Annotated in this window: 19 protein-coding genes and 2 pseudogenes; 20 read left to right on the forward strand and 1 reads right to left on the reverse strand. The window is 44.2% G+C overall.

Annotated elements, in window-relative coordinates; all coding sequences use genetic code 11:
• The first annotated feature begins 3 nt into the window (after positions 1 to 3).
• From PGRAN_RS01820 to ftsY, 12 genes and pseudogenes are all read left to right on the forward strand, one after another.
• Complete coding sequence (locus PGRAN_RS01820; RefSeq protein ID WP_036064593.1) at positions 4 to 1,662, forward strand: DAK2 domain-containing protein; 1,659 nt, start codon at positions 4 to 6, stop codon at positions 1,660 to 1,662.
• Between the two features lie 198 nt (positions 1,663 to 1,860).
• On the forward strand, positions 1,861 to 2,523 hold the full coding sequence (gene sdaAB / locus PGRAN_RS01825; RefSeq protein WP_036064594.1) for an L-serine ammonia-lyase, iron-sulfur-dependent subunit beta: 663 nt from the start codon (positions 1,861 to 1,863) through the stop codon (positions 2,521 to 2,523).
• A gap of 464 nt (positions 2,524 to 2,987) precedes the next feature.
• On the forward strand, positions 2,988 to 3,887 hold the full coding sequence (gene sdaAA, locus PGRAN_RS01830; protein ID WP_036064597.1) for an L-serine ammonia-lyase, iron-sulfur-dependent, subunit alpha: 900 nt from the start codon (positions 2,988 to 2,990) through the stop codon (positions 3,885 to 3,887).
• The gene (recG, locus tag PGRAN_RS01835; RefSeq protein WP_036064598.1) at positions 3,871 to 5,919 is read left to right on the forward strand and encodes an ATP-dependent DNA helicase RecG; all 2,049 of its coding nucleotides are present in this window, start codon (positions 3,871 to 3,873) and stop codon (positions 5,917 to 5,919) included. The genes sdaAA and recG overlap by 17 nt, the downstream gene beginning before the upstream one ends.
• Before the next feature lie 119 nt (positions 5,920 to 6,038).
• Positions 6,039 to 6,620: a transcription factor FapR gene (fapR, locus tag PGRAN_RS01840; RefSeq protein WP_036064600.1), complete on the forward strand. Its 582-nt coding sequence runs from the start codon at positions 6,039 to 6,041 to the stop codon at positions 6,618 to 6,620.
• Between the two features lie 6 nt (positions 6,621 to 6,626).
• The gene (plsX, locus tag PGRAN_RS01845) at positions 6,627 to 7,664 is read left to right on the forward strand and encodes a phosphate acyltransferase PlsX (RefSeq protein ID WP_051998385.1); all 1,038 of its coding nucleotides are present in this window, start codon (positions 6,627 to 6,629) and stop codon (positions 7,662 to 7,664) included.
• The gene (gene fabD / locus PGRAN_RS01850; protein ID WP_036064602.1) at positions 7,657 to 8,601 is read left to right on the forward strand and encodes an ACP S-malonyltransferase; all 945 of its coding nucleotides are present in this window, start codon (positions 7,657 to 7,659) and stop codon (positions 8,599 to 8,601) included. The genes plsX and fabD overlap by 8 nt, the downstream gene beginning before the upstream one ends.
• Positions 8,601 to 9,344: a 3-oxoacyl-[acyl-carrier-protein] reductase gene (gene fabG / locus PGRAN_RS01855; RefSeq protein WP_036064603.1), complete on the forward strand. Its 744-nt coding sequence runs from the start codon at positions 8,601 to 8,603 to the stop codon at positions 9,342 to 9,344. Before fabD ends, fabG begins: the two co-directional genes overlap by 1 nt.
• Positions 9,345 to 9,483: 139 nt before the next feature.
• Positions 9,484 to 9,717 carry an acyl carrier protein gene (locus tag PGRAN_RS01860; RefSeq protein WP_036064605.1) on the forward strand — a complete coding sequence of 78 codons (234 nt, stop codon included), beginning with the start codon at positions 9,484 to 9,486 and terminating at the stop codon, positions 9,715 to 9,717.
• A 211-nt stretch (positions 9,718 to 9,928) separates the two neighbouring features.
• Positions 9,929 to 10,618 (forward strand): ribonuclease III, encoded by a 690-nt coding sequence (rnc, locus tag PGRAN_RS01865; protein WP_036064607.1) that lies wholly within the window; start codon positions 9,929 to 9,931, stop codon positions 10,616 to 10,618.
• Between the two features lie 19 nt (positions 10,619 to 10,637).
• Positions 10,638 to 14,199 (forward strand): annotated as a pseudogene (gene smc / locus PGRAN_RS01870) (chromosome segregation protein SMC).
• Between the two features lie 15 nt (positions 14,200 to 14,214).
• The gene (gene ftsY / locus PGRAN_RS01875) at positions 14,215 to 15,204 is read left to right on the forward strand and encodes a signal recognition particle-docking protein FtsY (RefSeq protein WP_036064609.1); all 990 of its coding nucleotides are present in this window, start codon (positions 14,215 to 14,217) and stop codon (positions 15,202 to 15,204) included.
• Between the two features lie 55 nt (positions 15,205 to 15,259).
• Here ftsY and PGRAN_RS01880 read toward each other — a convergent pair whose 3' ends face one another.
• Positions 15,260 to 15,784, reverse strand: coding sequence for a dihydrofolate reductase family protein (locus tag PGRAN_RS01880; protein ID WP_036064611.1), 525 nt, complete (start codon positions 15,782 to 15,784; stop codon positions 15,260 to 15,262).
• 244 nt (positions 15,785 to 16,028) lie between these two features.
• Here PGRAN_RS01880 and PGRAN_RS01885 point away from each other — a divergent pair, with 244 nt between their 5' ends.
• From PGRAN_RS01885 to trmD, 8 genes and pseudogenes are all read left to right on the forward strand, one after another.
• A complete protein-coding gene (locus PGRAN_RS01885) occupies positions 16,029 to 16,361 on the forward strand; it encodes a putative DNA-binding protein (RefSeq protein ID WP_036064613.1) in 333 nt (110 codons plus the stop codon).
• Between the two features lie 12 nt (positions 16,362 to 16,373).
• A complete protein-coding gene (gene ffh / locus PGRAN_RS01890; RefSeq protein WP_036064615.1) occupies positions 16,374 to 17,735 on the forward strand; it encodes a signal recognition particle protein in 1,362 nt (453 codons plus the stop codon).
• A gap of 293 nt (positions 17,736 to 18,028) precedes the next feature.
• Positions 18,029 to 18,561, forward strand: a pseudogene (locus PGRAN_RS17565) (hypothetical protein); the annotation flags it as partial.
• A gap of 79 nt (positions 18,562 to 18,640) precedes the next feature.
• Positions 18,641 to 18,913 (forward strand): 30S ribosomal protein S16, encoded by a 273-nt coding sequence (gene rpsP, locus PGRAN_RS01895; RefSeq protein WP_036062095.1) that lies wholly within the window; start codon positions 18,641 to 18,643, stop codon positions 18,911 to 18,913.
• Positions 18,914 to 18,927: 14 nt separating this feature from the next.
• Positions 18,928 to 19,158, forward strand: a complete 231-nt coding sequence (locus PGRAN_RS01900; protein ID WP_036064617.1) for a KH domain-containing protein — start codon at positions 18,928 to 18,930, stop codon at positions 19,156 to 19,158.
• 151 nt (positions 19,159 to 19,309) lie between these two features.
• Complete coding sequence (locus PGRAN_RS01905; RefSeq protein ID WP_036064619.1) at positions 19,310 to 19,696, forward strand: YlqD family protein; 387 nt, start codon at positions 19,310 to 19,312, stop codon at positions 19,694 to 19,696.
• A 10-nt stretch (positions 19,697 to 19,706) separates the two neighbouring features.
• Complete coding sequence (gene rimM / locus PGRAN_RS01910) at positions 19,707 to 20,225, forward strand: ribosome maturation factor RimM (RefSeq protein ID WP_036064621.1); 519 nt, start codon at positions 19,707 to 19,709, stop codon at positions 20,223 to 20,225.
• Positions 20,226 to 20,966 (forward strand): tRNA (guanosine(37)-N1)-methyltransferase TrmD, encoded by a 741-nt coding sequence (gene trmD, locus PGRAN_RS01915; protein WP_036064623.1) that lies wholly within the window; start codon positions 20,226 to 20,228, stop codon positions 20,964 to 20,966.
• The last annotated feature ends 3 nt before the right edge of the window (positions 20,967 to 20,969 follow it).

A 20,969-nucleotide genomic window follows, 5' to 3' on the forward strand; every position in this document is an offset into this window, starting at 1 on the left:
ATCGTGAGTATGTATCAATTGAATGGAGAAAAGCTAGCGGCAATGATCGCAGCTGGAGCAGAGAACTTAGCAAAAAATGCGGATTTTGTCGATTCGTTAAACGTCTTCCCCGTACCGGACGGCGATACAGGAACCAATATGAATTTATCCATGACTAGCGGCGCGCAAGAAGTAGGTCGCAATAGCTTGAGCACAGTGGGTGCGGTAGGAACAAGTCTTGCTAAAGGTTTACTCATGGGAGCGCGCGGTAATTCTGGGGTTATTTTATCCCAACTTTTCCGTGGTTTTTCCAAAGCAATCGAGGGGAAAACAGAATTAAATACAAAAGAGCTAGCCGCAGCATTCACAGCTGGCGTGGAAACAGCTTACAAAGCCGTGATGAAACCGGTGGAGGGGACGATTCTTACCGTTGCCCGTGAAGCCGCAAAAGCAGGTGTGGCAGCTGCAAACGAATCCGATGATATCGAATTTGTGATGCAACAAATCCTTGAAAAAGGTAAAATTGTGCTTGCAAAAACCCAAGAAATGTTACCAGTTTTGAAAGAAGTTGGCGTCGTGGACAGTGGCGGACAAGGACTTATTATCATTTACGAAGGATTTTATGCAGCGCTTACTGGTAATGAAGATGGGATCACGAATTACACGGCTTCCATGGGCGAACTCATTAACGCAGAGCACCACCGCCATGTGCAAGATGTCATGTCGACCGAGGAAATCGTATTTGGTTATTGCACAGAAATAATGGTACAAATCAACGAAAACAAACCAGGTCAAAAGAAATTTAATGAAGAGAAGTTTCGCGATGACCTTGCCGAAATGGGTGATTCCTTGCTTGTCGTGGCGGATGAGGAAGTTGCCAAAGTTCACGTCCATACAGAACATCCTGGAGACGTATTTAATTACGGCCAACAGTACGGAAGCCTCATCAAAATGAAAGTCGAGAATATGCGTGAACAACATCGGGAAGTATTGAAGGACAAAGCTCCGGAAGCTTCCGAAAAAGCAGCATACGGCATTGTAACGGTTTCTGTTGGTGAAGGGATTAAACGTTTATTTGAAAGTGTTGGCGCAACCGTCGTACTTTCTGGCGGCCAAACGATGAACCCAAGTACGGAAGATATTGTGAAAGCAATCGAATCAGCGAACGCCGAGCAAGTCTTTGTTTTGCCAAATAATAAAAACATTCAAATGGCCGCCGATCAAGCCGCACTTATTTTAGGAGAAGATAAGGTCAAAATTATTCCGACGAAGACGATTCCTCAAGGTTTGGCAGCATTACTTGTTTTCCAAGCGGAGGCTAGTTTTGAACATAATGCGAATGAAATGACTGCGGCGATTCAAGATATCGCGAGTGGTCAAGTGACAACAGCAGTTCGCGATACAACCGTTGATGGTGTGACAATCAAGAAAGATGAGTACATCGGGATGGTAGAAGGCGATATCAAAGTGAGCCATCCAAGTTTAGCTACGGCGACGATTGCGACACTGAAGGAAATGGTGGATGAATATAGCGAAATTGTGACGTTGCTATACGGGGAAGACGTGAAGGAAACAGATGCTGAGAACATTGCCGAGCAAGTGTCAAACGATTTTCCAGAAATGGAGTTTGAGATTCATTCGGGTGGGCAGCCGGTATATCCATACATCTTCTCCGTCGAGTAGTCATTCAGCGGCGCGGCAAACGTCCATCTCCGTCGTTAAAGCCTGTGCTCCGATGCTCACGTACAGTCGTACGCTCCGCTTCGGTGCTCGGCTTTGCCTAGGATATGAACATTTGCCGCGCCGCTGAGGTTTGGCGGTCTTCGGCTTTGTTCGTAGGTGGTACCTTGTTTTATGAAAAACATGAAGGGGTGAAGTGAGATGAAATTTAATAGTGTGTTTGATATTATTGGACCGGTGATGGTTGGGCCTTCGAGTTCGCATACGGCCGGGGCTTGTCGGATTGGTGCTGTTGCGCGAAGTGTGTTTAATGAAATGCCGATGCAGGTGGATATTCATTTATATGGTTCTTTTGCGAAGACGTATAAGGGGCATGGGACGGACGTCGCTTTAATCGGCGGCTTGCTCGGCTTTGAAACAGACGATGAACGGATGCCAGACGCGATCAAGCTCGCCAATGAGTGGGGCATGCATATTAATTTTATCGAGGAGCTTGAGGAAGCGGCTCACCCCAATACTGTAAAATTAGTGCTCAAAAATGGGATGCAACAAACAACTCTAGTCGGCGCTTCTATCGGTGGCGGCAAGGTGGAAATTGTACGTCTGAATGAGTTTGAACTAGAGTTTACCGGCATGTCGCCTGCTGTTTTAGTATTACATAAAGATCAGTTTGGTGCGATTGCAGCTGTGTCAGGAATTTTTGCAAAGAACGAAATTAATATCGGACAAATGAAAGTATCTCGAAAAGTAAAAGGTGACGAAGCTTTGATGGTGCTCGAGGTCGATCAGCTTGTCGAACAAGTTGTGCTAGACGAAATTAAGCAGTTGCCGGATATTTACCAAGTGGCCAGTTTTGTATTATGAAAAACGAAAAGCTGAAACGGCCCGTTCAGCTCCGAAAAAAACTGGAGCGGCCGCAGTAAAAAGCCGTTCTTGCTTTTTATGGAGGGCGTGAAGTTTTCGAGGAGTTGGCCGTTGAAGCTGGATCCAAAGGCGCAGGGCACGATGCAGTACATGGATTACATGCGCACTACGTTCCCATGCATATTGAGGCTCTAACTCAGCAAAGTACGCTTCGTAAGAGCCACAACAAAGCTTAGGAAGCCCGTTTAGCCCCGAAAAAACTTGGAGCGGCCGCAATGAAAATCCGATCTTGGTTTTTGTGGAGGGCGAGAAAGTTTCGAGGGGTTGGCTTCTGAAGCTGGATCCGAAGGCGCGGGACACGATGTAGTACATGGATTACATGCGCACTACGTTCCCATGCATATTGAGGCTCTAACTTAGCAGAGTACGCTTCGTAAGAGCCACAACAAATAGGAGGTTATACTATGTTTCATACAGTTGCAGAGCTGGTGGATATCGCAAATCGCGAAAATAAACGAATTTCTGAGATCATGATTGAGCGTGAAATGAATGTTACGAATAACACGCGCGAAACGATTTTAGAAGTGATGGACCGGAATTTGACGGTGATGGAAGAGGCGATTGCTCGCGGGGAAGAAGGCGTGGAATCAACGACTGGATTAACGGGTGGTGATGCGGTTCTGATGCGCGAATACATTGCAAAAGGAAATATGCTATTTGGTGAAACAATTTTGGATGCTGTTGCTAAAGCGATTGCGACGAACGAGGTCAACGCGGCGATGGGAGTTATTTGCGCAACGCCAACTGCGGGTAGTGCTGGTGTCGTTCCTGGTGTGCTGTATGCAGTGAAAGATCGCCTTAGCATGACACGTGATGATATGTTACGCTTCCTATTTACAGCTGGAGCTTTCGGTTTCGTTGTGGCCAATAAAGCCTTTATTTCTGGCGCGGCGGGTGGTTGCCAAGCGGAAATCGGCTCAGCAAGCGCGATGGCCTCAGCAGCTATCGTGGAGGCGGCCGGCGGGACACCGGAACAATCCGCGGAAGCAATGGCGATGACGATGAAAAATATGCTTGGACTCGTGTGTGATCCTGTAGCAGGACTTGTGGAAGTACCGTGCGTGAAACGTAACGCGCTAGGAGCTTCGCAGGCGATGATTTCAGCGGACATGGCATTAGCAGGCATTAAGAGTAGAATTCCATGTGATGAAGTGATTGAGGCAATGTACCGAGTGGGGTTACAAATGCCGAGTTCATTGCGTGAAACTGGTGAAGGAGGTCTAGCGGCAACACCTACTGGTAGGGCAGTACAAAGAAAGATCTTTGGTTTGTCGCCGCAAGAGGAACGTGAAGAATCTGAATGATATTCCAGTGACAGACGTGAAAGGTGTCGGCGCTGAGACAGCAAAAACGTTAAAAGAATTAGATATTGAGACAGTAGCAGATTTACTTTTCAATTTTCCGTATCGGTATGAAGATTATCGGTTGCGGGATTTGTCCGAGGTGGCGCATGAAGAGCGGGTGACGGTGCAAGGAGAAGTCTTGACCGAACCTACTCTCGCCTACTATGGACGGAAAAAATCGAAGCTGTCTTTTCGCGTTTCCTCAGGCCATCAAGTCGTTAAAATCGATTTTTTCAATCAGCCGTACATAAAAGGAAAGCTAACGATTGGGGACGAGGTCACGATTTCTGGTAAATGGGACAAAGGACGTGCGCAAATAACGGCAAGTAAATATAAAAAAGGACACCAAACATCCGAGGAAGCACTAGAAGGCGTGTACCGATTGAAGGGCACGATTCGCAACAAGACATTACTAAAGTTCACGATGGCTGCATTTGAGGCATATGGACAAGAGGTTGTCGAAATCTTACCTGAAAAATGGCTACAAAAATATCAGCTTATTTCGCGGTCAGAAGCCGTCCAATTCTTGCATTTTCCGAAAGGGCCGGAAGAATTGAAACAAGCGCGGCGACGGATGGTGTACGAAGAATTCCTGCTGTTCCAATTAAAGATGCAGCTATTCCGCAAAATTGAACGAGAACGGTCGGGCGGCGTCTCGATTGACTACGACGTGAAGGCATTGCGTCATTATATTGAGCGCTTGCCATTTCCACTAACGGATGCGCAAAAGCGTGTCGTGAATGAGATATGCGGAGACATGAAATCACATTTCCATATGAACCGTTTACTACAGGGCGATGTTGGATCTGGGAAAACGGTCGTGGCTTCCATTGCCCTATATGCCGCGGCAAAAAGTGGTTTCCAAGGAGCTTTGATGGTACCGACAGAGATATTAGCCGAACAGCATGCCAATTCATTGGTCGACTTGTTGCAACCCTTTGATGTCACCGTCGGACTCCTCACGAGTAGCGTCAAAGGCAAGCGTCGTCGTGAAATGTTGGCGCTACTTGAGGCTGGACAGATCGATGTACTCGTTGGGACGCATGCACTCATTCAAGAAGAAGTCATCTTTCAAAAATTAGGACTCGTTATCACGGATGAGCAACATCGATTCGGTGTCGAACAACGACGAGTATTGCGCGAAAAAGGTGCGTTTCCTGACGTGCTCTTCATGACAGCGACACCAATACCACGGACGCTTGCCATCACGGCTTTTGGCGAAATGGACGTTTCCGTCATCGACGAATTGCCAGCAGGTCGGAAGCAAATTGAGACCTATTGGGTGAAACATCAAATGCTTGAGCGCGTCATCGGTTTTATCGAACAAGAAATCACCAAAGGGCGGCAAGCTTACGTCATTTGTCCACTTATCGAAGAATCGGAAAAGCTAGACGTTCAAAATGCGATTGATGTGTATAATATTTTGAATGGCAAGTGGCAAGGGAGGCATTCTGCTGGCTTGATGCATGGGAAACTTTTACCGGCGGATAAAGATCAGATTATGCGTGATTTTAATGATCATAAAATTGATTGCCTTGTGTCCACCACTGTTGTCGAAGTTGGCGTTAATGTACCGAACGCGACGATGATGGTCATCTATGATGCTGATCGATTCGGGCTTGCCCAGCTCCATCAATTGCGCGGGCGTGTTGGTCGTGGCGCAGAGCAATCCTACTGTGTTCTTATCGCTGATCCGAAAACGGAAGTCGGCAAAGAACGAATGACCATCATGACGGAAACCAACGATGGCTTTGTTGTCAGCGAACGCGATTTAGAACTTCGCGGCCCCGGTGACTTCTTCGGTAAAAAGCAAAGCGGCATTCCAGAATTTAAAGTCGCCGATATGGTTCATGACTATCGTGTTTTAGAAATTGCCCGCCAAGATGCCGTCGAAATAATTTATCATGATAAGTTTTTCGAGGCAGCAGAATATGCCCCGTTACGAGGCTTTTTCGAGGCAAATGGCGTCTTTAGTGAACAGAAATTAGACTGAGTTCCAACACATCACGAAAGCCTTAAAGCTTGCATATTGGAAGCATTTTTTATATATTACTCTTAGTATCTGGTATTAAAATTTTAAAATAAGAAGCATGAAAAGAGAGAGGAATTGGGATGAAAAAATATCCAAAAAAAGAAAGGCAAACGCGGCTGGTTCAAGCGATTGAAGAAAATCCGTTCATTACGGACGAACAATTGGCCGAAAAGTTTCAAGTCAGTGTACAGACAGTTCGATTAGATCGGGTTGCGCTCGCGATTCCAGAGCTTCGCGAACGAATTAAACATGTGGCCTCTGAAAATTACGCAGATGCCGTTCGCTCCCTTCCAATCGAAGAAGTTATTGGTGAAATCATTGATATTGAATTAAATAAAGGAGCCATTTCCATTTTTGAAGTGGGGCCAGAACATGTTTTTAAACGAAATAAAATTGCACGCGGACATCATCTCTTTGCACAAGCGAATTCCCTGGCAACAGCTATTATTCCGAATGATCTTGCTTTAACAACGCAAGCCACTGTGCGCTTTATTCATTCTGTGAAAGAAGGCGAGCGTGTTGTAGCAAAAGCGAAAGTAAGAAATGAACGAGATAGTAGATCGATTACGATTGTGGATGTATTAAGCTACGTCGGCGATGAAGTGGTATTAAAAGGAAAATTCGAGATGTACCACGCGACGGAAAAAAGTAAAAAGGACTGAAGTGAAATGAAAATTGCAATTGATGCAATGGGTGGCGACCATGCCCCCAAAGAAATTGTACTAGGCGTCATGAAAGCAGCAGCACAGTATAAAGATGTCGAGTTCCTACTTTTTGGTGATGAAGTGAAAATAAATGAATATTTGGCAGATAAAACACGCATTCAAATTATACATACGGACGAAAAAATCGAAAGCGATGATGAGCCAGTTCGTGCCGTCAAACGTAAAAAAAGAGCTTCGATGGTGTTAGCCGCACAAGCAGTAAAAGATGGCGAAGCAGACGCCTGCATTTCTGCGGGGAATACTGGTGCCCTCATGGCTACAGGGCTTTTCGTGGTTGGCCGTATTAAAGGCATTGATCGCCCAGCGCTAGCACCAACATTGCCAACCGTAACTGGAAAAGGCTTTGTGATGCTTGATTTAGGTGCAAACTCTGACGCCAAACCCGAACATCTTTTACAGTTTGGTTTAATGGGCTCTGTTTACGCCGAAAAAGTTCGGAAAATTGAACATCCACGTGTTGCCTTATTAAACATCGGAACTGAGGAAACAAAAGGAAATGACATGACGAAGCGCGCCTTTGAGCTCATGAAGAACCAGACCTCTTATAATTTCATCGGCAATGTCGAAGCTCGCGACGTGATGATGGATGTGGCAGACGTTATCGTAACAGACGGATTTACAGGGAATATGGTTTTAAAATCGATCGAAGGAACGGCGGGAGCCTTCTTTAGCCTGATGAAAATGAGCCTGATGAACGGTCTTAAAAATAAAATCGCGGCATCCTTCTTGAAAAAAGACTTAATGGAACTAAAGGCGAAAATGGATTACAGCGAATATGGTGGCGCATGTCTATTCGGCGTTCAAGCGCCAGTCATTAAAGCGCACGGTTCGTCTAACGCACAGGCGATTTTTTCTACCGTTCGTCAAGCACGTGAAATGGTTCAAAAACAAGTGGTAGAGACTATAAAAACGGAAGTCGCAAGCGGCCACTTAAAAGCTGAACAAGAAAAAGCAAATCAAGGAGGCACAAAAGATGAGTAAAATAGCATTCGTTTTCCCAGGTCAAGGATCGCAAAAAATGGGGATGGGACAAGATGTTGCAGCAGAATATAAAGAAGCACAAGCGGTCTATACAGCGGCGGATTCCAAGTTAGGCTATGCCCTTACGGATGTGATCAAAGATGGCCCGATGGAGCTTCTAACCAAATCAGAGAACGCCCAACCGGCGCTTGTTTCAACGAGCGTGGCGATTTTACGAGCTTTGGAAACATATGGTGTGAAAGCCGATTTTGTTGCAGGCCATAGTCTAGGTGAGTATAGCGCGCTGGTTGCAGGTGGTTTTTTAACAGCAGAAGACGCGATTTATTTAGTACACCGTCGCGGTAAATTGATGGAAGCAGCCGTACCAAATGGTCAAGGCGCAATGGCTGCCGTACTTGGCTTAGACCGCGATGCATTAGGCGCGATTACAGATGCTGTGACAGCATCAGGTGATGATGTGCAGTTAGCGAACCTTAATTGCCCAGGTCAAATCGTTATTTCAGGAACGGTTGCAGGTGTTGAAAAAGCGGGTGCAAATGCAAAAGAAGCAGGGGCTAAACGCGTGATGCCACTTGCTGTTAGCGGCCCCTTCCATTCTAAATTAATGATGCCGGCAGCTGAACAATTCCAAGCGGAACTTGAGCAAGTGACGTTCCAAGATGGCACCGTACCAGTCGTCAATAACGTAGATGCAAAAGCAACGACAGATAAAAATGAAATCCCTGAAAAACTTGTCAAACAGATTTATGCACCTGTTTTGTGGGAAGATATCATTACGAATCTAGTAGCGCAAGGCGTAGATACCTTTGTTGAGGTTGGATCAGGTAAAGTACTTTCCGGTTTAATCAAGAAAATTAATCGTGACGTGACGATTTTAGCAGCAGGTGACGTAGCCTCTGTACAAGAAGTTGCGACGGCATTGAAGGAGGCAAAATAATGATTTTAACAGATAAAGTAGCGCTTGTTACAGGTGGATCACGCGGTATCGGCCGTGAAATCGTGATGACACTTGCCAAACAAGGTGCAAAAGTATTTTTTAATTTTAATGGTTCCCAAGAAGCAGCAGAGGCAATCGTGAATGAGATTACAGCAGCCGGTGGAGAAGCAGCCGCGATGAAAGCCAACGTAGCGGTAGAAGACGACGTACAAGCGCTTTTCAAAGAAGCCGTTGAGAAATATGGACGTATCGATATTTTAGTGAATAACGCGGGAATAACGCGTGATAACCTATTGATGCGCATGAAAGTGGACGAATGGGACGCGGTGATCGACACGAATCTTAAAGGTGTGTTCCTTTGTACGAAAGCCGTTTCAAGAACCATGATGAAACAGCGGTATGGTAAAATTATCAATATTACATCTGTCGTCGGCTTAATCGGAAATGCTGGTCAAGCAAACTACGTAGCAAGTAAAGCAGGTGTCATCGGTCTTACAAAAACAACAGCGCGAGAACTAGCATCACGTGGTATTAACGTCAATGCAGTGGCTCCAGGTTTTATTGCAACGGAGATGACGGATGAACTGGACGAAGCCACAAAAACGGCGATGCTAGCACAAATTCCACTTGGCAAATACGGATCGGTGGAAGATGTTGCTAATGCGGTCTTGTTCTTAGCGAGTGATGTTTCGAGTTATATGACTGGACAGACAATTGCGGTTGACGGCGGCATGACCATGTAGTTTTCAGAAAGCCACAGGTTTCGCTTGGAAATGTGGGGAGTGACACCTGATTTTTGCTTGGTTTGTAGGCTTTTTTTAATTAATAGTTTACGAATACGAAGAAATCCTATATAATACTTGGAGGGAGGTGAAGTAAACAATGGCAGAAGTATTAGAGAAAGTAACTAAGATTATCGTCGATCGTTTAGGCGTCGAGGAATCTAAAGTGACTTTAGAAGCTTCCTTCAAAGACGATCTAGGTGCAGATTCACTAGACGTTGTTGAATTGGTTATGGAACTTGAAGATGAATTTGGCGTAGAAATTTCTGATGATGATGCAGCAAATATCGGAACAGTTGGGGATGCAGTGAAGTACATAGAGGGCAATGCATAAATCCGACCTGTTTTAATCAAATGAACGAGGGTGTCTAGGTAGCACAGACTGTTTTAGACGGGTATTCCGGTTAAAAATTCTGTTGCTGTTTCTTGACATCCTCTTTTTCCACATTAAAGTTTATTTTCTAAGCAGACTCTCTTATTCTAGGAGTTGTTTAGAAAATAAAGCTATAGTGTGGCTTCTAAATACGAAAATGGAGGCTTTACAGATGAATATTTGGGAAGAATTACAGGAAAGCGTCGGCTTCACATTCACAGATCTGGTGCTCTTAAAAACAGCTTTTACACACTCGTCTTACGTGAACGAGCATCGCAAGGAAAAAATCGAGGACAACGAACGGCTCGAATTCCTAGGTGACGCGGTGCTTGAAGTAACAGTATCGCATTACCTATTTAAGAAATTTCCAGATCTGGCGGAAGGACAAATGACAAAAATGCGCGCAGCTATCGTCTGCGAGCCGTCACTCGTCAGTTTTGCAGAGATGGTGAATTTCTCGCGGTATGTCAGACTTGGGCGCGGTGAGGAGCGTGCGGGTGGTAGAACACGTCCGGCGCTGCTTGCTGATGTCTTTGAATCATTTATTGGCGCGCTGTTTCTTGATCAAGGGCTTGATAAAGTAGTCCGATTCCTAGAACGCGTGGTCTTTCCTAAGATCGATGCGGGCTATTTTGAGCAAACCGTCGACTACAAAACGCAATTACAAGAAATTGTGCAAAAAGATCGTGATGTCGTTATCACGTATACTATTCTAGATGAAAAAGGCCCAGCGCACAGCAAGGCATTCGAAGCCATTGTGGCAATCAATCACGAGAAACGCGGCGCGGGTACTGGAAAAACGAAGAAGCAAGCGGAACAAAAGGCGGCCCAAAATGCCATTCAAGCGTTGCGTCAAAATTAAGCGGTAAAGGAGTCCGGACATGTTATTAAAACGACTGGAAATGAATGGTTTCAAATCATTTGCTGACAAGATGGTAATTGATTTTGTGCCGGGCACTACGGCAATTGTAGGGCCAAATGGGAGTGGGAAAAGTAATATTACCGAGGCAATTCGCTGGGTACTTGGTGAGCAGTCTGCCAAAAGCCTTCGCGGTGGTCGGATGGGTGATGTTATTTTTGCAGGAAGTGATACGCGTAAACCGATTAATTTTGCGGAAGTTTCGCTTGTTTTTGAGAACGAAGATCGGTTTTTACCTCTGGATTATAGTGAAGTATCGGTAACAAGACGGATTTTTCGTAACGGGGATAGTGATTATTTAATCAACAAACAATCGTGTCGCCTAAAAGATATTGTAGATTTGTTTATGGATTCAGGGCTCGGTCGCGAGTCGTTTTCGATTATTAGTCAAGGGAAAATTGATGAAATTCTAAATAGTAAGCCAGAGGAACGGCGGTCGATTTTTGAAGAAGCGGCGGGCGTGTTGAAATATAAACACCGCAAGAAGCAGGCGGAAAACAAGCTTTTCGAAACGGAAGAGAATTTGAACCGTGTGCAGGATATTTTATACGAATTAGAAGGGCAACTGGAGCCATTAGAAATCCAGGCGAGTGTAGCGAAAGACTATTTATTCCAACAGGAAGAGTTAGAGAAGTTTGAAGTGACCTTGCTCGTGGCAGAAATTGAAGCCTTCACAGAAAAAATCGCGATTCAAAAAGCTGATTTTGTGAAGAATGGTGAAATTTTAGCAGCGATGCAGGCAGAAATTAAGCAGGAAGAAACGCAAATCTATACGCAAAAAAAAGCGACTGGCTGAGATCGATCAGCACATGGAGGAGACACAAGCAGAACTCCTAGTCGTAACGGAGCGATTGGAACAGTTAGATGGTCAGCGAAACGTCGCGCTAGAACGGAAAAAACATAGCAACGAGAATGAGCAAGTGATGTATGAAACCCTGCAACAATTGGAGAGCAAAATCAGCGCTCAGGAATCTCAAAAACAAGTGCTTGTGCAGGATAAACTCGAAAAGGAAACAGCACTTGAAGTGTTCCTGAAAGAAAAGAAGGCACTTGAGGCTAAGCTTGCAGAGTATAGTAATTTGTCCGAAGAAGCGATTGAAAACATGAAGAGCGATTATATCGAGCTACGCCATACGCAAACGACGATGAAAAATGATATCGGTTATTTGGAGCGTCAATTATTGCAGATGCAAGGTCGTTCAGAGAAATTAGATCATGAGAATCAGCAGCATATCACGGATCGTAATGAGATTATTGCGAACGTAGAGCACTTAACAAAGCATTTGGAAGATATGCAAACGCAACTTGCTGAGCAGATGGCGCATTACCAGAAGATTCAACAAGTGTTAACGAAACAAGAAGCGACGTTTGCGAAAGAAGAACGCGAGATGTATCGACAATATGAAGTGATCCAACAAGCAAAATCGCGCCAGGAAACATTGGCTGAATTAGCTGACGATTATGCCGGATTTTTCCAAGGTGTCCGTGAAGTTTTAAAGGCGAAGAAGAAACTCGACGGGATAATGGGCGCGTTTGTGGAGTTAGTTGAGATTCCGGAGCACTACCAGAAGGCGCTTGAGATCGCGCTTGGTGCGAACGCGCAACATATTATTGTGCGGGATGACCAAGCTGCGCGCGATGCGATTCGGTATTTGAAAGAGACACGAGCTGGACGAGCAACATTTTTACCGCTCTCCACGATACAGCCGCGTCAATTGCCAACTGCGACGAAACATGCGCTTGAGCAGCAACCAGCTTTTGTGGCGCTAGCAAGTGACGTGTTGACATACGATGCCCATATCGAGAATGTTATTTTGAACGCGCTTGGGACGACGATTTTGGCAAAAGATTTAAAAGGCGCGAATACGCTAGCCAAACTGGTCAATTTCCGCTATCGTGTCGTTACGCTGGATGGTGATGTGGTGAATGCGGGCGGTTCGATGACTGGTGGGGCTACGGCGCAAGGTAAATCATCGATCATGACGCGAAAACATGAGCTCGAAAATCTGAGCAAGACAATCGCGCAGATGACGCATTCCGTCGAAAAAACAGAGCAACAATTTACCGTGTTAAAAGAAGGCGTGAAAGAAAAACGAGAACAATTGGAAGAAGCCCGATCTGTTGGGGAATCGCTTCGTTTGCAAGAAACAGAACTTCTTGGTAAGAAAGAACGCGCGGAAGAACGTTTGGCGCTTGCCAATAAACAACTCCAAATTTATGATATGGAAAAAGAAGAAGGTGCCACAGAACAAGAGCAATTGACAGCCCGGAAAGAGAAATTGGAACAAGAATTAGCTGTGCTCGCGATGGAGATTATCGATAAAGACGAGCGTATTCAACAAATGGCAGAGCAAAGTAAGGCGCAGGAACACAACCGCGCCAGCGATCAAGAAGCTTATTCCACGCTGAAATCACGTGTAGCAGTAGGCCGAGAGCAGCTCCAAACCGCAGAACAGGCCTTGGCGAAGCTCGAGCTAGACATGAGTGAACATTACCAAGAAAAAGAGGCGATCACCTCTAAACTCGCGATGTTACAAACGAATCTGGAAACGGTTCATACAAATACAGAAGAGTTAGCAGAAACGATCGAAAATACGCGGACTGAAAAAGAAGAGACAGCGGTGCGCCGCGATGAGCTTCGTGAACAGCGCTCCAAACTTCAAGAAAGCTTGGCAGAACAAGAAGAAGCTCTCCAACAAAAACACAATCAGGCAAGCTTCTACATGGAGCAAAAAACGGCGGCAGAAGTTGGTTTGAGCCGTTTGGATGCCGATGTAGATAACCGTTTGGAACGCCTATCAGAAGCTTATGTCCTAACATTTGAAGCTGCAAAAGCGCGTGCGATGGCAGACGTCGATATCGATAATGCGAGATCTAAAGTCCGCTTGCTAAAACGCTCCATGGATGAGCTAGGTGTGGTAAACATTGGCGCCATCGATGAATTTGAGCGGATTAAAGAACGTTTCGAATTTTTGAATGGGCAGCAAGAAGACCTGTTGGAAGCAAAATCGACGTTATTCCAAGTGATGGACGAGATGGATGAGGAGATGAAGAAGCGATTTGAGGCTTCCTTCACGGCGATTCAGACTGAATTTGCCATCGTTTTCCCAGAATTATTTGGCGGTGGCCAGGCGCGACTTATCCTGCAAAATCCAGACGAAGTTTTAACGACAGGTATTGATATCGAAGCGCAACCGCCTGGTAAAAAACTGCAAAACTTGAGTTTACTATCCGGTGGGGAACGTGCATTAACCGCGATTGCCTTACTGTTTGCGATCATTCGTGTTCGTCCAATGCCGTTCTGTATTTTGGATGAGGTTGAGGCCGCGCTTGATGAAGCCAACGTGACGCGCTTTAGTCGTTATTTGAAGAAATTTGAAACGAATATCCAGTTTATCGTTATTACCCACCGCAAAGGCACGATGGAAGAAGCCGACGTGTTATACGGCGTAACGATGCAAGAATCCGGTGTCTCCAAGCTCGTTTCCGTACGCTTGGAAGAAACCGCAGAATTAATCAAATAAGGAGTTGCAACCCCGATGACATTTTTCAAAAAAATAAAAGATAAATTAACGCAACAAACCGATGCCGTAACGGAGAAGTTTAAAGACGGCTTATCCAAAACCCGTGATAATTTCTCTGGGAAAATGAATGAGCTTGTGGCGCGATATCGTAAAGTGGATGAGGAATTTTTCGAAGAGCTAGAGGAAATCTTGATTCAGGCGGATGTCGGCTTTGAAACAGTGATGGAGCTGGTCGATCAATTACGCGAAGAAGTGAAATTGCGCAACATTCAAGATCCGAAAGAAGTACAAGAAGTAATCGTCGAGAAATTAGTGGCGATTTATCATGGTGAGGAAGAAGAACTACCGGAGCTGAATATCCAAGCAGACGGCCTCACTGTCATCCTTTTCGTCGGCGTAAATGGCGTCGGCAAAACAACGACAATCGGAAAATTAGCGCACCATCTGAAATCGCAAGGGAAGAGCGTATTACTCGCAGCCGGCGATACATTCCGAGCAGGGGCGATTGACCAACTAGATGTTTGGGGCGAGCGCGTGGGTGTCGATGTCATCAAGCAAGCAGAAGGCAGTGATCCCGCGGCTGTGATGTTCGATGCGGTTCAAGCGGCTAAAGCGCGTCATGTCGACGTGCTGCTTTGTGATACAGCTGGACGACTGCAAAACAAAGTAAACCTCATGAACGAGCTAGAAAAAGTGAAGCGAGTTATCACGCGTGAAGTACCAGATGCCCCGCATGAAGTTTTACTTGTATTGGACGCGACAACAGGGCAAAATGCATTCGTTCAAGCGAAGCAATTCAAAGAAGCAACCGATGTGAGCGGCCTTGTCTTAACGAAACTAGATGGAACGGCAAAAGGTGGTATCGTGATCGCGATTCGTAACGAGCTCCACATCCCCGTTAAATTTGTTGGTCTAGGCGAAAAAATGGATGACTTGCAAGCTTTCGATGCGAATGAATATGTATATGGCTTGTTTGCAGATGTGATTGATAGAGCAAAAGAATAAGAAAAAAACCGTCATGTCAAGGCGTTTCATAAACCTTGATATGGCGGTCTCTTGTTTAGTCCATTTTTTTGTAATGCAGCTCGACGAATTGCCCAAATGAGGTTGTATCTACAAGTTCGAGTCTGTCTAAATAGTCTCCTTCTTCAAATAAACGCTTTCCTTTTCCTAGTAAGACAGGCGTGATTTGAATCCACCATTCATCGATCAAGTTTGCTTCTACGAGCGGTTTTAGTAAATTCCCACCGCCGACAATCCAGATGGACTTACCAGCAGATGCTTTTAACTTGTTGATAAATGTTACGGGATTTTCATGAATGGTCTGCACATCTTTGAATGCTGTGTTTTGGTCCCGTGTGAAAACAAAGACTTCTTGATCTGGGTAAAGTGGTTCGGCTTTTAGTAGCTTCAAAACCTCTTGGTATGTGACTCGCCCCATGATGACGGAGTCCACACTTTTGATGAAATTTTCGTAGGTTGTTTCTCCACCGGTGTCTGTTTCAAATAGCCAGGTTAGGCTGTTATTTTGGTCTGCTAGGTAACCGTCTAAGCTTACAGCACCATAAAAGACGACTTTTCTCATGTTTTTTCCTCCTTATTTGTTGGTATATGGACTATTATAGCAAGTGAGGCGTACACAGGCTATTTATGTGAGCCTGAAGCGTGGATTTAGTTTTGTGAGAATGCTTTGTTTTCACTGCGTTTTCCTAACAATTTTTGTGAGATCTGAACGGTTTTTTTCGTCTTGGATTGCTTGACATCACCTGTTTTTACACGTATTCTTATAGAGTATGAACAAACGCTAAGTTTGGAAAGGACGATGCACCATGTTTGAGAAAACAACGCGAATGAATTTTTTGATTGACATCTATGAATCGCTCTTAACGGAGAAGCAGAAGTCCTATGTTTCGCTTTACTATTTGGAAGATTTATCGCTTGGTGAGATCGCTGAGGAGTACGAGGTGAGCAGACAGGCGGTATATGATAATATTAAGCGAACGGAAGCCGTGCTCGATAATTACGAGGACAAGCTTGGCGTTTTGAAGAAGTATCAGGAGCGTGAAGAGCTGATCGAACAATTGGAACAGCATCTACAAGCCAATGAAATTTTAACCAGTGAAGTAGCAGGATTGCTTCAACAACTTAAAAATATGGATTAGGAGGCGGCGCATATGGCATTTGAAGGATTAGCTGGCCGATTACAAGAAACGATGAACAAAATCCGCGGAAAAGGGAAAGTGAACGAAGCGGATGTCAAAGAAATGATGCGTGAAGTGCGGTTAGCGCTACTAGAAGCCGATGTTAACTTTAAAGTCGTAAAACAATTTATTAAAATAGTAAGCGAACGAGCTGTTGGCAGTGAGGTCATGAAGAGCCTAACGCCAGGCCAACAAGTCATCAAAATTGTACAAGAAGAACTGACAGCATTGATGGGCGGCGAGGAAAGCAAGATTGCGGTTGCCGATAAACCACCGACTGTTGTCATGATGGTTGGACTTCAAGGGGCAGGTAAAACAACAACAACTGGTAAACTGGCGAACCTACTGCGCAAAAAATATAATCGTAAACCGCTTCTCGTTGCGGCAGATATTTATCGACCGGCTGCAATTAAGCAATTAGAGACGCTCGGTAATCAGTTAGACATGCCAGTGTTCTCTTTAGGGGATCAAGTAAGTCCTGTTGAAATTGCGAAACAAGCGATTGCAAAGGCAAAAGAGGATCATCTGGATTATGTTTTGATTGATACGGCTGGCCGGCTGCATATTGATACAGAATTAATGGATGAGTTGGTAGCGGTGAAAGAAATCGCCAATCCATCTGAAATTTTACTCGTTGTCGATTCGATGACGGGGCAAGACGCGGTAAATGTAGCGGAAAGCTTTAATGCGCAATTAGATATTACTGGTGTCGTATTAACGAAACTAGATGGTGATACACGTGGTGGTGCAGCGCTTTCTATCCGTTCTGTGACACAGAAACCGATTAAATTTGTCGGTATGGGTGAGAAGATGGAAGCATTAGAAAGTTTCCACCCAGATCGGATGGCGTCTCGTATTCTTGGTATGGGCGATGTGCTTTCTCTTATTGAGAAGGCGCAAGTTTCCGTGGATGAGGACAAGGCGCGCGAGCTGGAGCAGAAAGTAAAAGATATGTCGATGACGCTGGATGATTTCTTGGAGCAGTTGCAGCAAGTACGCCAAATGGGACCACTTGATGAACTTCTAAAAATGATGCCAGGTGCAAACAAGATGAAAGGTCTTGATAATATGAACGTCGATGAAAAGCAGTTGACGCATATTGAGGCAATCATTAAATCGATGACAAAAGCGGAGAAAGATCATCCAGATATCATTAATGCGAATCGTCGGAAGCGTATTGCGCGTGGTTCTGGACGGCCGATTCAAGAGGTCAATCGACTTTTAAAACAATTTAATGAGATGAAAAAAATGATGAAGCAGATGTCTGGTATGGGCGGAAGTGGAAAAGGCAAGAAAAAACGAGGCGGATTAGGTAATTTTAAGATGCCGTTTTAATATGGGAAATCGAAAAGTGTAAGAATCTGCTCTATGATTTTTACACTTTTTTGATGAAATGAATCATGCAGAACGAACCAATGCAACTAGTTATTTAGAATGATTTTTTTAAATAAGATAATAGCTAATATAATCTTATTAATAAGGGTCTCCTTGCTTAACAAAATAAATATAATGAATTCGCATAAAAGGTAGACGATGAATGATAGGTATTTAAAACCAAATGAGAAGGCCTTGCTTTTCTGGCGATTGATCTGATTCGGGAGCAGGGAAGCCGTGCTTACATCATTTAGCGCGACTCGCGTTGGCTAGACATTGCAACGAAAGCTTATGATCATTTTATTAACAAAGAGTACTGGAAAAATCATGATCATTGCCTTAGTTACTGCACGAATGAAATAATGAAAATACTTGCCGGAAGATGGTTATTTTGAATTCGGTTTAAAAAATGCTTTGAACATTTGGATTTTATTCACGATCGTGAAACGACATTCCCGACTTTCCTGAAGCTAACTGTGGTAACGCATGATATGTGCGAACGAATGGAGGCGACAAACAAAGCTTATTTACTCGAAGGCTTTAATCGTGAAAAATTAGAGCGCACCAGCGAAAAATGCGTAGACTATCAACTCAATGGTTTTTCTATCTGGAACTGGCGATGTACTATAAAAAGCCGACGCGCATTCGGCATAGTTTCTTTATTCGCCCCCATTGGTTCCGCGTTCGTATTGATGATGTCGAACATAATATTTCAGGTTATTGCCGCTATTTAAATAGGATAACAGCCCATTCTCCCGAAGAAATAAAAGAAAAAATGCAGCTGTAAAGAAAAAACAACTTTACAAACAAATCCTTTACTGGTAATATATATACTTGTGTAAGACTTTATGGAGGTGTATATATAAATGGCAGTTAAAATTCGTTTAAAACGCATGGGTTCTAACAAGAAACCTTTCTACCGTATTCAAGTTGCAGATTCTCGTTCTCCTCGTGATGGCCGTTCAATCGAAACAGTGGGTACATACAATCCACTTTTGAACCCAGCAGAAGTGAAAATCGACGAAGAAGCAGTTTTAAAATGGTTGCATAATGGTGCGAAACCTTCTGACACAGTTCGTAACTTGTTGTCAAAAGAAGGCATTATGGAGAAATTCCATAATTCAAAACTAGGTAAATAATAGGGATCATGGCTATGGAAGATTTAATTCTAACCATCGTAAAGCCTCTTGTTGATCATCAAGATGACGTCGTTATCTCGGTGGAAGAGAGCGCTACAAGCCTTCTTTATAAGTTATCAGTAAATAAAGATGATATGGGCCGTGTGATAGGCAAGCAAGGACGGATCGCGAAATCGATTCGGACGCTTGTCTATGCCACCGGAAACCGTAACGAGAAAAAAGTTCGACTCGAAATCATCGAATGACCACCTCACGTAAAACGTGCGGTGGTTTTTTTATGAGGATTTACCCAGTTTTTGTTGGTGCTAACGGGCGTGTTCCATTTTTCGTATAGCGTTCACCCTAAAACCCTGTTACAATAGAAGAAACGAGCCACGGATAAAGGGGGTGTTCCTGATGAAAATTATCCAAAAAGTGACTGTCAAGCAGGTACTAACAGAGAAAAGCAAACAGAAATTGTTACAATTCTACTTAGAACAAAGACAACAACTGCAAAAGGAAAGCGATCAACTTCATTTTGAACAAAAGAAAATGGAGCGTAAAAGTAAATTTAACCAAGAATCAGTGAATGATTACTTTGGACGAGAAATTGAAATGCGTCAAGAAAAGGTCAAATTGATTGACTTTCAATTGGAACAACTAGATATTTTGCCGCTGGGGAGTGAAATCAAAGAACGTGATTTAGAAGCTATTCTCGATGTTTCAGTAGGCGACGCTTGGGACGATACTATTTTTGCCAAAACGATCGTAATACAAGATGATATAATAATAGAAATACGCTAGAGGTGAAAGCATGGAGCAAATGTTTAATGTAGGAAAAATAGTCAATACACACGGTTTAATGGGAGAAGTACGCGTTATCTCGCAGACAGATTTCGCGGATGAGCGATTTGTACCAGGAAATGAATTGTTTTTATTCGCAAAAAATAGCAAAAAACCGGAGAAACTAGTCATAAAAACGCATCGGAAGCACAAAAATTTCGATTTGCTGACTTTTGAAGGCATTATTGGTATTAACAATGTAGAGCGTATGCGAGAGGGCATGCTCAAGGTCCCGGAATCCCAGCTTGGTGACCTCGAAGAAAATGAATTTTATTTTCATGAAATCATTGGTTGCGAAGTTTATACCGACGAAGGAGAGCTACTCGGAACTATTAGTGAAATCTTGACGCCAGGCGCAAATGATGTCTGGGTTGTTCAAATGAAGGGGCAAAAAGACAAGCTTATTCCATATATCGCAGACGTGGTGCAATCGGTCAACGTAAACGATAAAAAAATCACGATTTCTGTCATGGAAGGACTGTTTGACTAGATGAAAATGGATGTTTTGTCGATTTTTCCAACGATGTTTGACGGTATGACTGGAAACTCGATTATAAAAAAAACGATTGAAAAAGGCCTCGTCGATGTTTCTATTATCGACTTTCGGGAATATGCAGAAGGGAAGCATCAAACCGTGGATGACTATCCTTATGGCGGCGGCGCGGGTATGCTATTAAAAGCGCAACCGATTTTCTCAGCGGTAGAGGCATTGCGGGAAAGATCGCCTGATACGAAACCACGGGTTGTTTTGATGGATCCTGCTGGCAAACGATTCGATCAGAAACTTGCGGAAGAATTTGCACAAGAGGAGCATCTCATCTTTATTTGTGGGCATTACGAAGGCTATGATGAGCGAATTCGCGAATTTTTAGTAACGGATGAGGTGTCGATTGGGGATTATATATTAACTGGCGGTGAAATTGGGGCAATGGCGATGATGGATAGTGTTATCCGGTTGCTTCCTGGCGCGCTAGGTAATGCTGATTCTGCTGTAACAGATTCATTTTCAACGGGGCTACTCGAACATCCACACTACACACGCCCAGCGCAGTTTCGGGATATGGAAGTTCCAGAGGTGCTTTTAAATGGGAATCATAAGCTCATTGAAGAATGGCGAGAGCGCGAATCGTTGCGCCGCACATGGGAACGCAGGCCGGACTTGCTTCAGAATTATAAGCTGACGGAGCAACAACAAAAATGGTTAGATGAGATACAAAAAGGAGTGGACTAAAAC

The organism is Listeria grandensis FSL F6-0971, from assembly GCF_000525835.1.
GTDB classification, from domain to species: domain Bacteria; phylum Bacillota; class Bacilli; order Lactobacillales; family Listeriaceae; genus Listeria_A; species Listeria_A grandensis.